The organism is Asaia platycodi JCM 25414, assembly GCF_000614545.1.
GTDB lineage: Bacteria > Pseudomonadota > Alphaproteobacteria > Acetobacterales > Acetobacteraceae > Asaia > Asaia platycodi.
The window spans coordinates 1-15,022 of the sequence record NZ_BAKW01000019.1 but is presented as its reverse complement, the minus strand read 5'-3'; the positions used below and the strand labels follow the sequence as shown (position 1 = coordinate 15,022).

Below are 15,022 nucleotides of genomic sequence, written 5' to 3'. Positions count from 1 at the left end.
CTGCCTATTGAGGAGCGGCTTCCTTATATCGAGAAACTGACTGGCCTTGACCCGAAGCAAATCAACGAATTCATACCCCCATACAGGGCGACGAACCTGCAGCCCTACCATTTCTCCACCTGGGTCAAACTGATGGAGGGCCCGGGACGAAGGGCATTCGGCATGAAGGATTGAGCGCCGGTCAGGAAAACTATCAGATAAAGACTGCCGGGGCTCCAAAGGATATCGCTTATGTCGTGGCAGGCGCTGATGGCAAGGAAGTGAAATTTGACGGATATGACCCGAACACCGGCGCTTTACTCGATGCCAAACGCTGGACAAGCTGGCCGCTTCCAGGAAAAGACTTCAATGAGAAATCCGTGATGGACCAGATCAATAGACAGTTGCCCGCAGCGAACGGGAGGGTAGTTGAATGGTTCGTTCCTTAAGAGGCCACGAAAGAGCGGATACTTGAAATCTTCGAAAATAGAAGATTCGATGCCGAATCGAGCAAGATCCAAATCAAGGTAGTGCCACAATAATGTCAAATAATAGCCTTTTTATCCATTCGAGCGGAGTCGATCCCACTCTCTCGGCATCAGAGCATATTGTCTGGTGTCACGACTTCATGGCTGGTTTTGTTGCACACTCTCCGTGGCAGATTCCATTCTCCGTGAGTGGCACAAAACCCCGGCATGGCAATTTGGGCATCGAAGCCGATCTCTCGAATTTCGAAGCCATGTGCACGCTGGCCCAATCAGACTCCAAGAATAACGGATTTCGCAATATCGGCAGCAATGGTGATAATCGCCTGCTACCCGGATCCTACGCCGCCAGTGGGTTTTCGTCGTCCTTTAGTGACGGCTACGATCTGAAGAAATCGAGCGCCCGATGCCATATCACGCTCACCTCGCCAGGCTATCTGGAGACGGTTAATCCTTTCAGCAAGCTGGCATTCTGGTGCAATAAATTTGAGAAAGAGCAGGTTAACGAAAAATGGTCATCCCGTGAAAGGTCGTGGGGAATTTTAAGATTCTTCATTACACGTTTTCGATTCTGTATTGATGCCGGCACCACATCAAGGGCACTGTACAGAAGCTCTATCCGCGGACCTAATCTGCGGGGCGAGAGCCTTGCCGAAACCGGAGGCCCAGTGATCGGGCCGCTGCAATATTTCGGCAACCCAGCAATCGTCGCGCTGCTCAGGGATGAGCCCGACATGACACCGCTCGGAGAGGGGATGCTACTAAAGCTGACTGACGATTTTACAAATGTCGATACCGTGGAGATCGATGACCGGCTCCACGCAATCCGGTTAAAGCTGCGAAATGCAGGATTCAAAGCGCTGGATCAGGGGATCGATCGTGCCGAGTGGGGCTGCGGAAGTGAAAGCGTATTGGGAGCTGAAAAATTGTAGAGAAACGGATGCCTCCTGACACATCCGTGTTCTTTGATGCAGTAAGCTTCTACGCATTTTCAACTTCGCAAAGGGTAGGGAATTTCCTGCTCTTGCTCCTATGAAGGTAAGGACTGATTCAGGCCCGACCTCCAATCAGTCGAAAGCCTTGCGAACGAGCGAGCCGAGCAACGTGCCCTCTGCCGCACCGGTTGCTTCCGTGGCGCCGAGGTAGGGACCAAGTGCACCTGCCAGATTGGACAGGGTAAGGGTCTGAAGCCAGATCCGTCCCGGTCCTGTCAGTCTGGCCAGAAACAGCCCATCACCGCCGAACAGCTTGTTGCGTATGCCGGGCAGCGTCGTGATATCGAACTGCACGCTCTCTTCGAACATGCCGACATGACCGGGATGCACATCTATCTGCTCACCGGGCGCCAGATCATGCGCGATGATCTCGCTCCAAGCTCGGCCCAGAACCGGCCGTAGCCAGAGATACGTTGCAGCACAAAGCCTTCACCGCCGAACAGCCCTGCGCCCAGCTTGCGCTGGAATGCCATATCGAGGCGCACCCCTTCGGTCCCGGCAATAAACCCGTGGCGATGCACGAGATAGGCGCGCGACCCGTCCAGCGCGTGCTCGGTGATATGGCCCGGTATCTTGGCGGCAAAGGCCACCATGCCGGGTGCCCCTTCGGCACGATATTCGGTCATGAACAGGCCGCCGCCTGCAATCATGCGCGAAACAGAGCCGAAAAACCCGCTATTGCCTGCCCCGGCAGTGCTCGTGCTCAGGGTCACGTGCGGGCTCTTCCAAGAGAGTTCGCCCGTCTCGGCCACGAGGCGCTCGCCCGGCTGAAGCGCTATGCGAAGCACCGGAAAAAGCGACCCGTCGATTTGCGCATCCATGCCAGAGGCTCCCTGAAACAATGAGACACAAAGCTTGGCACGATCGGCAGCTTCAGTGCAGCGAGAAAATCACTCGATCGTCTCTTTTTGCAACGAGCCCGCACTCAGGCGCTGTCAGAGAAACTCCACATGGGTCTTGAAGCCCAGAAGCACCGCATCCTTGAGATTGCCCTGCCCGTTCGGCCGTATGAAGGCTGAACCATCGGCTGCATCAGCACGCCGCGAAAAGCGTGCCAGCCATAATTGGCTTCCATCACAATCGCATGGCGCTGGATGCCGGTCGCGCGATAGGGCAACACGCCGCCCTGGGCGCGCAGCAACGCTCGGTGCGTTGCACGCCCGGTGAGATGGCGGTGTAGCTGAAGGCCAGCGCAATCGTATCTTCAGGCGTGACGCCCAGGTACCGCGGCTGATCAGACCGCCATAGACCTGCCAGTTACGTAGGGAAACGCGCTTGTCGTTATACAGAAATCCCCAGAGCGCTGTCAGGCCGGAATCGGTGTCATGCCCTGCCCTGTCACGGCGATAGGTCATGAATTTCTGATCCATCAGCACCCAGGTGTTGAAACTGGCGCGATGCTGCCTCTGTGTTACCCCGGTCAGGACATAAGGCTGGCCGTACTGGTCTTCATGAATATCCGAAAGCGGTGCTGTGGTGAGCGCCGCACCGATCTTGTAATGACCGGGCAGATGACCCCTGAGTTTCGGCTCCCAGCCCAGTTCGAGCGGCATTCTGACGCCATTGATATAGGCGCTGTTGAATTTGAACCCGCTGCGATTCATCGTGTAGGAAAACATGCCCTCTTCGGTGAGATAGAGACCAAGCTGGATATAGGACTGCGGCAGAGGGCGGCCACGCACGCGCAACCCCCAGTTCCCGGCGGGGAAGGTCGAGGCATAGCCCGTATCGGCAGCAGCACGGGGCCGCCCGCAAATCGCGTTCATCTGAAAGGTGCAGTAAAGCGGGCTGGCCGCGAAATCAGAAAGTTCGGCCATGCGTCCTGCGGCAATCGACAGCTTGCCGCCATAGAGCGTCTCCTCGCCATAGGCCATGACGAGATGCACGACCACATTGCCGCCGCCGCCATAGATTTCGGAGGAATGATTCAGCCAGTCTCCGAACATGCGATTGGCCGGCGTGCCATAACGCCCCGTCACGACCATATGGGTCGCAAAGCCCTTTATATGGGCGATACGCTCCCAATCAACATTGAGCGACAAAGCATATTGCCCGGCATTGCTCGACCCCTGACGATAATCGCCTACATTCCTCGTGGGCTGCGTAACGGCCGCCGCATACTCATTGATGTTGTCGAGCAATACCCCAATGCCGTGACGACGCAACCAGTCCGTCAGGCCATAGGGATTGTAGAAAACCGCCTTGGGCTGACCGAATGCAGGCACGCTGGTCGGCTGCATGCGTCGATCGGGAAACGGATCATTGATCTGATAGCTGGGTTCGGAGCCGGTTTCCTCTTCGCCGTCCTCACCTGCCCAGACGGCAGGGGTGCCGAGAGCCCGGCCAGACAGGCAGCCGCGAGGCTCCAGCGAAAGAAGGGATTCGGCACGATGGGCAGGGCTCACGAAAACGTTAGTCTTACGTCCCTACCACCGGAGGGCCCATCCTGACCACCCGCTTTCGGGGCGGAGCAGCCCCGCCCGACGCGCAGACCGGGCCTATTCGGCGTCGATCTTGCGCTTGGGCAGCAGAGCCGGAATGAAAGTCAGCGTTGCGAGAAGCGTGCAGGCCAGAGACATGAGCAGCAGACGCCCCATGCTCGCCGTGCCCGGATGCTGCGATGCTGCGAGCGAGCCGAAAGCTGTACCAGTGGTGAGCGCCGAGAACAGAACGGCACGCGCCGTAGGCGAGGTCAGAGGGCTTTTGATGCCTGCGCGCCAGTTCATCACGAAATAGATATTGAACGACACGCCCACGCCCAGCAGCAGAGGCAGGGCGATGATATTGGCGAAGTTCAGGGTCTCCGGCACGGTGACGATCAGGATTACGGTCAGCAGAGCCGACAGCATCAGAGGGGCCAGAACCAGGACCATATCCAGCAGACGTCGCAGCGCGACGAAGAGGATGATCGCGATCATGATCAGCGCCGATATCGCCGCCGTCGAGAAGGCATGAACCATGGTATGCGCGCTCTCGACCACTTCGAGCGCCGTGCCTGCCGTATTCTTGTCGACCGAGAGCATGTCGTTCAGGAAGTGATACAGCACCTTGCTGTCAGACATACGTCCTTTGGGCAGGATCTTGAGCAGGGCGCGCCCATCGGGCAGCACATAATCGCGCGCGATATCCTGCGGAATACCTTCTAGCGTCACAGGGGTGGGCTGCAGCACATCCACCAGCTGGGCGAGTTGCTCCGGCAGGAAGCGTGTCAGCGCCGTATTGGCCGCAAGAATCTGCGCATCCGGCGCTTGGCAAGAAGAGCCAGCGATTTCTGGATATCGCGCAGAGGCGAGCCGGGCGCCGTCTTGTCGAGCACGGTCCCGAGCTTGCCTGCGGCGGCGGCGGCGCTGGCGCGCAGGGCATTGGCGTCAGGGGCAGGCTGCACCTCCTGACCGACAAGGGTCGGCAGCAGAATCGAGGCCGTATCCTGAATCATCGCCAGTTTTTCTGTCTGGTTTTCAGGAACGAACATGCCAAGCCACATGACGGACGAAACGCTCGGCAGGGCATCGAACTGCTTCACCCGCTCAGCAGCAACTCTGAGATTGGGCACGATAACCTCGCCATCATAGGGCGAGGCGCGTGGGTCCTGCTCCAGAAGATGCAAGGCGCGCATACCCTCGGTATCAGGGTTCTTTGTATGCAGCGGGTCGGCATCGAAGCTGAGACGCGGGATCAGTACCAGACCGAGAAGGGCCAGCAGAGCGAAAAAGGCCAGAACAGGCTTGCGGAAACGGCGCAGCAAGCGATCGGCGCCTGCGAGTTTCCTGAAGCCCGGCTCACCACGACTCAGACGCGCACGAAACAGGCAGAGCAACGCAGGCAACAGCGTCATGGTGCAGAGAAAGGCGATGATCATGCCGATACCGGCGATCAGTCCAAGCTGCGCCACGCCAACGAAATTGGTCGGCACGAAAGCCAGAAAACCGGCCGCAGTCGCCAGAGAGGCGACCAGAATCTGGTGCCCTGTTTCACGCCCCGTTTCGGCCAGCGCGTCCGCGGACGGCATGTGGCCCCCTGACGCCAGGCGCTGGCCACGAAAACGTACGGAAAACTGGATGGCAAAATCGACCGCAATGCCAACGAACAATACCGCGAAGGCAACGGAAATCAGATTGAGCTTGCCGACCGCAATGGCGGCAAAGCCGGTCGTCAGAAGCAGGCCGATCACGAGCGTGATCAGAATGGGCACGATGACACGCACGGAACGCACGGCCAGCACCAGCCAGCATGCCACTAGAACGAGCGAGGTCAGCAGCCCGAGCCCCATGCCATGGGCCACGGTCGAGAATTCTTCATCGCTGAGCTGCACCGGGCCTGTGATCATCGCAATGGCGTTGCCGCTCCTGACGAAAGGCAGGGAGTCGATAGCCTTGCGCATGGCGGCGCTGGCTTCGCCTCCGGGCTGGAGCGAGCCGAAATCCTGATGCGGCTGGGTCAGTACATATTGATAATTACCCGCCATATCGGCCAGCGGACCCGCCAGAAGATTCTGCCAGGAGAGATCTTTCGGGTGGCCTTCGGCCGCGTCGTGCAAGGCAGTGGCAAATCCCTGAAGCTCGGGCGTGAAACTCTCAGGTATGTCCTCACCGGCAGAAAGCCCTTCACCCATCAACCCGAGCGCGGAAAAAATGCCGCGCGCCGACGGATCGGCGGAGAGCGTGCCCAGAAAAGCTGCGCCGCCACGATGGAATCGAGCAAGGACCCCAATACTGGCTTGTCGAGGAAAAGCAGGCCGTGATTTTCGAGAAAAGGCGAATCGTCCGGCAGTCTGACCGTGCGGAAGTTCTTGTGATCGGCACGGAGGATCTTCGCCAGTTCCCGCGCCGTTGCCCGCCCCTGCTCGGGCATGTCAGCCTTGATGATAGCAACCATCAGATCGTCATTTTGCGGGAAGAGGCGGCTCAACTCCGCCCCGCGCTGCTTCCACGGCAGGCTTGCCGCAAACATCTCGTCCGTATCGGTCGTCACGCCAAGACGCTGGACTGTCAGAAACAGGCTGCCCGCCGTCAAAAGCGTGAACAGGAAAATGACGATCCAGGCGCGTCTTGTGCAAAACGAGACGATCGTGCCGATGAAATTTGCAAGCATTGGTGTGCGATGAACCCTGCCACGGTGAGACGCCAAGGCGTCACGGTTCGGGCAGGTTTAGAGCATTGTCTCCCGATTGGGAAACTTCATGCGTCACACACTTGTAACGCTTCGGTCAGTCGCGTGTGTTGCGCAGAAAGGCGAGTGTCTCGACACAGGCAGCAGAAGCCTCACGCCCCTTGTTGTGCGCATCCTTGCGCGAGCGGGCCTGAGCCTGCTCATCGGTATAGGTCGTGAGCACGCCAAACGAGATGGGTGTCTCGGTAGCGAGCTGCGCCTGCATGATGCCGATCGTCGCGCCGAGGCTGATGAATTCGAAATGCGCCGTATCGCCCTTGATGACGCAGCCGAGGCAGATCACGCCCTCATAGGTGCCAGTCTTGGCCAGAGCCTGCGCCATGAGCGGCAGTTCGAAGGCGCCGGGCGCGTCGAACACATCGACATCGCGAATGCCATGTTCCTCAAGCCACTCAAGCGCACCGTCGCGCAGACCATGCGTGACATCGGTGTTGAAGCGGCTGACCAGCAAAGCGAGCTTGGGTGTCGGCACCAGGGTGAGATCGGGGGCGACGGGAATGGACTTGCTCATGGGATAATCCTTATTTCTGAACCATGGTCTCGACGAGTTCCGGCCAGACATCGCTGAGCTGATGCCCCATCCGGGTGCGTTTGGCATGAAGATAGGCGCGGTTGAACGGGTTGTATCCGGCTTCGAGACGCTCCTGGCTGACCACTTTCAGCCCGGCAGCCTCAAGGCCCGATACCTTGCTCGGGTTGTTGGTCAGCAGGGTCAGGGTATGGATCCCGAGCAGCTCCAGAATGGCGGCCCCCGTCACCCAGTCGCGTGCATCGCCCGGCAGGCCGAGTTCGAGATTGGCTTCGAGCGTATCCTTGCCCTCGTCCTGCAATGCGTAAGCCCTGATCTTGTTGCCAAGGCCGATGCCCCTGCCCTCATGACCGCGCAGATAGACCAGCGCTCCCGAAGGCGCTGCTGCGATACGTTCCAGCGCCTCGCGCAGCTGAGGGCCGCAATCGCAGCGCAGCGACCCCAGTGCATCGCCGGTCACGCATTCGGAATGCAGACGCACCAGTGGCACGCCCTTCGTCAGATCGCCCTTGACCAGAGCCACATGCTCGATGCCATCCGGCGCCCGGAAGGCCTGGATACGCAGGTCATGCCCCCCATAGACGCTCGGCAGCGCGGCCTCGGCAATGCGCTCGACCGCAGGCGGCACAGGCGCGGGCAGCACGATCTCGCTCAGGGCATCGCGCCCCTGCACGCGGCACCAGGCAGCAATCTCTTCGATGCTGATGACCGGTATATCGTGGCGTGACGCAAATGCCTGCAACTCGGGCAGGCGCGCCATGGTGCCATCATCGCTCATGACTTCACAGATCACCGCCGCCGGGTGCAGCCCGGCAAGACGGGCAAGGTCGATCGCGCCCTCAGTATGGCCGTCACGAGCGATCGTGCCTTCAGGGTGGGCGCGCAGCGGAAAGATATGACCCGGCGTGCTGATATCCTCCGGCCGGGCCTCGGGATGGCCCGCAAGCTGGATCGTTCGTGCGCGGTCTGCTGCAGAAATACCGGTCGTGATGCCTGTCGTGGCCTCAATGGAAACAGTGAAGGCTGTTCCACGTGGATCATGACCGCGTCGTGGCATCATGGGCAGGTCGAGGCGGTCGATCTGCTCGGCTTCAAGCGGCAGGCAGATCAGTCCGCGCGCATGGGTCGCCATGAAATTGACGGCGTCTGGCGTTGCGAATTGCGCGGCAATTACCAGGTCACCCTCGTTTTCGCGCCCTTCATCATCGACCATCATCACCATGCGCCCCTCGCGAAACGCCGTGATGGCGCGTGCAAGCGGATAGGAAGGCGTCATGTTCATGAGCGCACCCCGTATTTCAGCAGGCTCTCGACATATTTGGCCAGAACATCGACCTCGAGATTGGCGCTCGCCCCCGGCGTAAGCTCCGAGAGACCTGTATGGTCCCAGGTATGGGGGATGATCATCAGCGCAATGGTAAAGGCATCATCGGCCACGTCACTCACGTCATTGACCGTCAGGCTGACACCATCGAGCGCGATCGAGCCTTTCTCGACAACATAACCGCGCAGCGAAGCGGGCAGGCGAAAGGTGATGTGATGCGATTCACCGACAGGGCGTACCGCCACAAATTCGGCCAGACCATCGACATGACCCTGCACGATATGCCCCGACAAGCGGGTGGCTGGGGTACTGGCCCGTTCGAGATTGACCCGTGACGCCTCTTTCAACCGCCCCAACGCCGTGCGCGACAGGGTTTCGGCGCTGACGAAAAAATCGGCAAGCCCGGAGGAATCATAGGCGGCGACCGTCAGACAGACCCCGTTAACGGCGATGCTCTCACCCAGATCCATGTCCGCGAGACCTGTTTCAACCCGAAGCAGAATGGCCTGGTCGCGTGGCTCTACAGTTTTGATACGGCCGATATGCTCGATAATGCCTGAAAACATCAGAATGCAGCCTTGTCAGCAGGAAGGGGCTGCGCCCCTTCATCAAGTATGAAACGCAAGGGAGAAGGTCCGTGGGAGCGCACCGAACATCGGTCAGGACCGTCAGGCGAGACCTGTATGGTCAGCCAGTCATCCCACAGGCCGAGCGTCTCGATTTCGCCCAGAAGCGCCGGTCCCGCCTCGACCATGGCCCAGTTCACGCCATGATCGCCAAGCAGAGCCGGTATTTCGACGAGGTCGCGGGAGACAATCACCTTGTATCCGCTGCCGATCATCGTCTCGCGCCACGAATCCGGCAGGCGGTTCTGACGGTCGCAGACGACCACCAGACGCGGCGCCCTGTCTTCATGATCGGGCACATGACGAATGGTAAAACGCGGGCGATCGGCCATTACCGTGCCGATGCCTGTTATGATCGCATCGCTGGCGCGCCTGAGGCGATGAGCGATTTCAAGCGAATTCTGGCTCGTGAAGGTTGTCTTGCCCTCGGGGGGGATCATCGACCTGTCGCATCGCAGGCCTGTTTGACCGTAATCCAGGGGCGCTGTTTCAGAATGCGCGTTGCAAAAGGCGCAATCAGCGCCTGGCAGGCCCGATGCGTCTCCACCAGAGCGGGATGATCCTCAAGGAGATGGACCTCGCGGCCCTCCGGCATCTGACGCAGCCTGGCAATGCCACCACCAGCGACGGGATTCGGATCGCGCATGCCGACCCAGACCGTGCTGACCGGGCTGTCTCGCAGAGCCTCGCTACAGGGGGGAGTACGACCGACATGATTGCAGGGTTCAAGCGTCACGAGCGCGGTCGACACCCGCTCAATGACACCCAGCTCGCGCGCCCTGTGCAGCGCCAGCGCCTCGGCATGGCGTGTTCCTGTCCGGTGATGCGCCTCGGCGACAAGAATCGCCCCGTCGCGGTCAAGCAGAGTGCATCCAACCGCAGGATTGGGAGAGGTGGCGCCAAGATAGCGCGAGGCTTCTGCAAGAGCCGCTTCGAAACCCAGACGGACGGCGTCGAGAACGGACTCTGTCAAAGCCCCCTTCTCTCGGTCAGGTCTGAAGGAGAAAACTCCCGACACAGCGATACGGTCCCATCCCATCAGGACGGTCCCCAGGCACGAACATCCTTCGGTCTCGCCATGGCGAACCATGGTGAGAGCGTATTCTGTTCTCTTCCATCCGGACTATGACCGTCGGCTCCGGATTCTGACCGGATCTGCTAGACCTTTCAGCCCTGAAGCCGAAAGCGCTCGCGGGCTCGTGCCAAGCACCTACCGCCGGTGGGGAGTTTCACCCCGCCCCGAGAACGTCAATTATAAAACCGGCCTTCATGACCGGGGGCTTACTATGTGCTGTCTTGCGGTCAATTTGCAAGAGCAGGCCCCTGAGCGCGCGGCGCCTCGGCCGAACGCGTGGCGAGCGACCGGAGAGCACAATAAAAAAAGGGCGGAGCCTGGCCCCACCCTTTTCTTGCAACCCGGTACAGGACCGGATCGGTCAGTGCGTTGCCGCCTGCGGAACCGAGTTATGGATTGCGCCCTGGGTCGCATTGGCGCCACGGCTCACGTCATGACCGACAGAGCTGACATCGCGACCGGCGCCATCGAGCGTGTTGCAGGCGGTAAGACCGAGAGCCGGAAGCGCCAGCATAACAGCAAGAGCGCCAGTGCGGAGGAAGGAAACCGTGGTCATGGAACATTTCCCTAATAAAATGTTTGGGGCCATTCAACGCCCGGATCAAGAGACGGTTCTCTGCGTTACAAAAGAGATCTTCACTTTTTCAGGCGCTGACTTGCCGGCAGCCGGTCACGCCTGACCGCGCAGAGTAACGCACCGTGTTTTTCGTAGCGAACCGGGGTCGGTTTGCTGCGCTTTTCCTGCATCTTCCTCTTCATCCGCCGTTCGCCATGTCAGGATTCTCATGACCAGTACACCGCCTGCCCTTCTCTGGTTCAGGGACGATCTCCGCCTAGCCGATCACCCAGCCCTGAATGCGGCCCTTGATGCGGGAGGGACATGTCTGTGCGTCTACATCATCGACACATCAGGGGCGACGCGCCCGTTTGGCGGCGCGCTGAAATGGTTTCTGCACGAGACACTCGCCGCTTTCACGAAGAGCGTGGAGGACCGTGGCGGCACTTGCCTCGTTCTGGAAGGAGACCCCTGCAAACTTATTCCACAGTTGATGGAGAAGAGTGGTGCTCGGAAGCTCTATTGCCACCAACGCTATCAGAAAGCGGAGCTCGAGCAGGACGACGCCATCGCCAGAACGTTGAACGACTCAAAGCGCGAGATGATCCGTCTGCACGGCACGGTGCTGCGGGCGCCCGAGACGGTCGCCACCAAAACCGGCACGCCTTACAAGATTTTCACCGCCTGGTGGAAAGGCTTCAAAGCCCTCGGCGCTCCGCCGGAGCCACTCCCGGCACCGAAAAAAGGCGCCTTCAAAACATGGGACGAGATTCTGGAAGCGCATAGCAAGACGATCTCACCGGCCGATATCGGCAAGGCCCTGCTACCGCACAAGCCCGACTGGGCCAGCAAGATGGCTGAATACTGGGAGTTCGGCGAAGACGCCGCTCAGGAGATCGCCCATGATTTCGCCTCCGGCGCTCTCGACCGCTACGAAACGGGCCGCAACGATATGGCTGCGGAAGAAAGCTCACGGCTTTCACCCTATCTGCGTCTGGGTGTGCTCTCGCCACGGCAAGTCTGGCATATCTGCGCCGATAAGGGCGCCAAGGAAGACCGGGAGATCTACCTCTCGGAACTCGGCTGGCGCGATTTCTCGTGGTACACACTCTTTCATAACCCGCATCTGCCCGACAGAAATCTCAAATCGCAGTTCGATTCGCTCGGCTGGCGACACAGCAAGAAAGACCTCGCCGCCTGGCAAAGGGGGCAGACGGGCATTCCCGTCGTGGATGCCGGGATGCGTCAGCTCTGGGAAACAGGCTGGATGCATAACCGGGCACGCATGATCGTGGCCTCGTTTCTGGCCAAGCATCTGCTGATCGATTGGCGCGAAGGGGAAAGCTGGTTCTGGGATACGCTGATCGATGCCGACCCGGCGTCCAATGCGGTCAACTGGCAATGGGTCGCCGGAACAGGAATCGACGCCTCGCCCTTTTTTCGCATCTTCAACCCGCTACGCCAGACTGACAAATTCGATCCCAAGGGCGATTATATCCGCCGCTGGGTGCCGGAACTCTCGAAACTGCCTGATGACGCCATCGCCGCCCCCTGGGAGGCGCCGCCCGAAGTGCTTGAAAAAGCAGGCATCAGACTCGGCAGGACCTATCCCAGACCGATCGTTTCTCTCAGCGAGGGGCGCGATCGCGCCATGGCTGCCTATCGCAAGACGCGAGGCTCATGACCGGGTGACCTGAAATGTCACCCGGTCGCCGCTACGCGTGCTGAGAACCAGCGTCGCGGCAGCACCAGCCCCCAGACTGGCGACATCTTCGAGTGCCGAAAGATTGGTGGCGAGGGAAAACACGCTGTCGCCAATCTGGCCATTATGGCCCTGAACAAGGCGAAGTGGAGCCTGAACTTCGCCCTGCTCATTGGTAATCGTACTGACCGAATCCTGACTGAGAATGGCGTAGGCATGCATCATCGGCTCGGACAGGATGAAAAAATGCTCCCAGTCCTTTGCCTGGATGGCCTGAAAATCGATTCCCTCATTTTCGACACTACGCAGATATCGGCCGGTGCCATCCATCCGTCGCAAACTAACGACGCCGTTCGGCAGTCGCGTCGCCAACAACTGGGGTATGGGCATTGGCAGGGAGACGACCTTGCGCAATGTCACGGTAAATTCAGCAAGCAGAACGTTATCGGCAAAGAAGAAAAGCCCCGGATAGCGCCCCGGCGGCGGGGTAATGGAAAACAGGCAGTCGCGTAGCGGGTCGTGATCGACAACATGACCGAAGAAATCGAGAAGCCAGAAACGGGCGGAAGCATAAAGCATGTTTGAAACTCTCTTTCTTCAGTCGGCGTCGGTCGCGCCTGCAGCTGCAAGGCATTTCTGCATCACGCTGGGCAGCGCCTGACGAGAAAGAGCCTCCGGCAGGCAGGCAAAGCCGGTCTGGTTGTGCAGCGGGCCGAAATCAGGCACCCGCGCTATCATAACCCTTAGATTAAGCGTGAAATGTGTGAAAACATGACGTATCTGTCCAGCTTCTTTCCACGCTGCTTCCATGGGTGCCTCTTGCAGCGCCGTGTGCAGATCCTGGGTCTCGTCCAGCCACAAGGTACCGGGCAGCTCCGTCATGCCGCCGAGCAAGCCTTTTTCAGGACGCTGACGCAACCAGATGGCCCCCTCACGATCTCTGAGCAGGAAAACGACGCCATGTCGCTCAGGCTTCGTCTTGCGCGGCGCACGCACCGGGAAACGCTCGGGCGCTCCCGAGGCGAAGGCCCGGCACACGCTACGCCACGGACACATGAGGCATGACGGGCGCCGGGGCGTGCAGAGCCCGGCCCCCAGATCGAACAGCGCCTGCGCAAAATCGCTCGGGGCCGCACGCGCAGCCGGATCGTCATTAAGCAGGCTGGCCAGATGATCCAGCTTGCGGCGCACACCGGGCAAAGGCGCGTCTTCGGCATGCAGACGCGACGTGATACGCTCGACATTGCCATCGACCGGCACGACCGGCACGCCAAACGCGATTGCCGCCACGGCGCGCGCCGTATAGGCGCCGATGCCCGGCAGGGCCTGAAGCCCGGCCACATCGGAAGGAAAACCGCCTAGCGCCGTCACCGCCTGCGCGCAGGCATGGAGATTGCGCGCACGGCTGTAATAGCCAAGCCCTGCCCACAAAGCGAGAACGTCCTGCAATGGCGCATCGGCGAGATTCTGTACGGTGGGATAGCGCTTCAGAAACCGCTCATAATACGGCATAACCGTCACCACGGTCGTCTGCTGCAACATGATCTCGCTCAGCCACACGGCATAGGGGTCGGCGGCTTGGCCGGGCAGAGCGCGCCAGGGCAGAACACGCCTTTGATGGGCATACCAGTCGAGAAGTGCGGAAGCTGAAGGAGTCACCCCGGCGATATGAAGCGAGATTTGCCTTCGGACAAGGGCCAGACACGCCCCCCCACCGACAAATTGCCCCGCTCCGCGGCTGCATCACGTCAGGGTGGCGACAAGACGGCAGCAAGATCGGGCGTAAAAAAAGAGGCGCCCTTCCCGGCTGCCCCTGAACGCCCCAAAGAGCGGCGCACCATGACTGGGCGTGCTCTGGGATCGATACTCCCTCAGATCACGAAACCTGCCTTCAGCAAGCGAGCGGCACCGGCCATCCGGCTGATTCTCGACTGGGCCGAGATCGTGGGCCCGGCCCTTGCATCGCAGACAGAGCCGCGACGTGTCAGCGCAGGCACACTGACGATCGCCTGTACCGGCCCGGTTGCGCTGGAGCTTCAACATCTGGCTCCCCAGCTTATCGAACGGATCAACACCCATTGCGGGCCTCTGCGCAGCGGGCGCGACCTGCGTTTCGATGACGGCTCCATTCTGGTGAAGAGGCTCAGGATCCTGCAGGACCCTTCGATCATGCGTCCCGTCACTCCGGCCGCGCGCCCCATGCCGCAGCCGGTTAGCATACCCGACATGAAAGAGGGCGAGCTGCAAGCCGTTCTGGCGCGTCTGGGCGGGCATGTACGGCGCAGACCGAGGCGCTGACACCAGAAAACCTTTGCCCGCCCTGAATTTTGCGCGCGCCGACCATTTGTCACGAAACGAAATCGCGCAGTTACGCTTTCGTCTTTATTCCGCCCCCACGCGACACGATATGCTGGATAGGGAGAGTGGAATCTGACCGCTCTCCATGGAAGGGAAGACTGAAGCCATGCATGGATCACACAGATTGAGGGCCGCTCTTCTGGCCCTGCCTCTGCTGATGCCCCTCTCTGCCCATGCACAACGAGGCGGCGGTGGCGGATTTCATGGCGGCGGCGGTGGGCCAG

General features: G+C 60.1%; 13 protein-coding genes, 2 pseudogenes and 1 riboswitch. Of the genes and pseudogenes, 4 read left to right on the top strand and 11 right to left on the bottom strand.

Features of this window, described 5'->3' with window-relative positions; translation table 11 throughout:
• Positions 1-170: 170 nt before the first annotated feature.
• A complete protein-coding gene (locus tag JCM25414_RS12935; protein WP_025841911.1) occupies positions 171-428 on the top strand; it encodes a Tox-REase-5 domain-containing protein in 258 nt (85 codons plus the stop codon).
• A gap of 92 nt (positions 429-520) precedes the next feature.
• The gene (locus JCM25414_RS12930; RefSeq protein WP_148301085.1) at positions 521-1,396 is read left to right on the top strand and encodes a hypothetical protein; all 876 of its coding nucleotides are present in this window, start codon (positions 521-523) and stop codon (positions 1,394-1,396) included.
• 135 nt (positions 1,397-1,531) lie between these two features.
• Here JCM25414_RS12930 and JCM25414_RS26130 read toward each other — a convergent pair whose 3' ends face one another.
• The 9 genes and pseudogenes from JCM25414_RS26130 to JCM25414_RS12890 form a co-directional block, all read right to left on the bottom strand.
• The gene (locus tag JCM25414_RS26130; protein WP_277911330.1) at positions 1,532-1,789 is read right to left on the bottom strand and encodes an AIM24 family protein; all 258 of its coding nucleotides are present in this window, start codon (positions 1,787-1,789) and stop codon (positions 1,532-1,534) included.
• Between the two features lie 2 nt (positions 1,790-1,791).
• Complete coding sequence (locus JCM25414_RS20245; RefSeq protein WP_277911329.1) at positions 1,792-2,280, bottom strand: AIM24 family protein; 489 nt, start codon at positions 2,278-2,280, stop codon at positions 1,792-1,794.
• Positions 2,281-2,394: 114 nt separating this feature from the next.
• Positions 2,395-3,864 carry a carbohydrate porin gene (locus JCM25414_RS20240; RefSeq protein ID WP_051535881.1) on the bottom strand — a complete coding sequence of 490 codons (1,470 nt, stop codon included), beginning with the start codon at positions 3,862-3,864 and terminating at the stop codon, positions 2,395-2,397.
• Between the two features lie 93 nt (positions 3,865-3,957).
• Positions 3,958-6,550 (bottom strand): annotated as a pseudogene (locus tag JCM25414_RS20235) (MMPL family transporter).
• 115 nt (positions 6,551-6,665) lie between these two features.
• Positions 6,666-7,139 (bottom strand): 6,7-dimethyl-8-ribityllumazine synthase, encoded by a 474-nt coding sequence (gene ribH / locus JCM25414_RS12910; RefSeq protein ID WP_025841909.1) that lies wholly within the window; start codon positions 7,137-7,139, stop codon positions 6,666-6,668.
• A 10-nt stretch (positions 7,140-7,149) separates the two neighbouring features.
• Positions 7,150-8,433: a bifunctional 3,4-dihydroxy-2-butanone-4-phosphate synthase/GTP cyclohydrolase II gene (locus tag JCM25414_RS12905; RefSeq protein ID WP_025841908.1), complete on the bottom strand. Its 1,284-nt coding sequence runs from the start codon at positions 8,431-8,433 to the stop codon at positions 7,150-7,152.
• Positions 8,434-8,435: 2 nt separating this feature from the next.
• The gene (locus tag JCM25414_RS12900) at positions 8,436-9,047 is read right to left on the bottom strand and encodes a riboflavin synthase (RefSeq protein ID WP_025841907.1); all 612 of its coding nucleotides are present in this window, start codon (positions 9,045-9,047) and stop codon (positions 8,436-8,438) included.
• Positions 9,047-10,146 (bottom strand): annotated as a pseudogene (gene ribD, locus JCM25414_RS27045) (bifunctional diaminohydroxyphosphoribosylaminopyrimidine deaminase/5-amino-6-(5-phosphoribosylamino)uracil reductase RibD). Before ribD ends, JCM25414_RS12900 begins: the two are co-directional and overlap by 1 nt.
• A gap of 63 nt (positions 10,147-10,209) precedes the next feature.
• Positions 10,210-10,358: riboswitch (FMN riboswitch) on the bottom strand.
• A gap of 185 nt (positions 10,359-10,543) precedes the next feature.
• Entirely contained in the window at positions 10,544-10,738 is a 195-nt protein-coding gene (locus JCM25414_RS12890; RefSeq protein WP_025841906.1) for an entericidin A/B family lipoprotein, read from the bottom strand.
• Between the two features lie 229 nt (positions 10,739-10,967).
• Between JCM25414_RS12890 and JCM25414_RS12880 the strand changes: the two genes are divergently transcribed.
• Positions 10,968-12,422 (top strand): cryptochrome/photolyase family protein, encoded by a 1,455-nt coding sequence (locus JCM25414_RS12880; RefSeq protein ID WP_025841905.1) that lies wholly within the window; start codon positions 10,968-10,970, stop codon positions 12,420-12,422.
• Here the strand turns inward: JCM25414_RS12880 and JCM25414_RS21910 are convergent.
• Both JCM25414_RS21910 and JCM25414_RS12870 read right to left on the bottom strand, forming a co-directional pair.
• A complete protein-coding gene (locus JCM25414_RS21910; protein WP_025841904.1) occupies positions 12,417-13,019 on the bottom strand; it encodes a hypothetical protein in 603 nt (200 codons plus the stop codon). The two genes, JCM25414_RS12880 and JCM25414_RS21910, sit on opposite strands and share 6 nt — an antisense overlap.
• Positions 13,020-13,037: 18 nt before the next feature.
• Complete coding sequence (locus JCM25414_RS12870; RefSeq protein WP_025841903.1) at positions 13,038-14,099, bottom strand: A/G-specific adenine glycosylase; 1,062 nt, start codon at positions 14,097-14,099, stop codon at positions 13,038-13,040.
• A gap of 9 nt (positions 14,100-14,108) precedes the next feature.
• On the opposite strand from JCM25414_RS12870, the gene JCM25414_RS12865 reads away from it, so the two are divergent.
• Entirely contained in the window at positions 14,109-14,738 is a 630-nt protein-coding gene (locus JCM25414_RS12865; protein WP_051535880.1) for a DUF721 domain-containing protein, read from the top strand.
• Positions 14,739-15,022 lie beyond the last annotated feature (284 nt).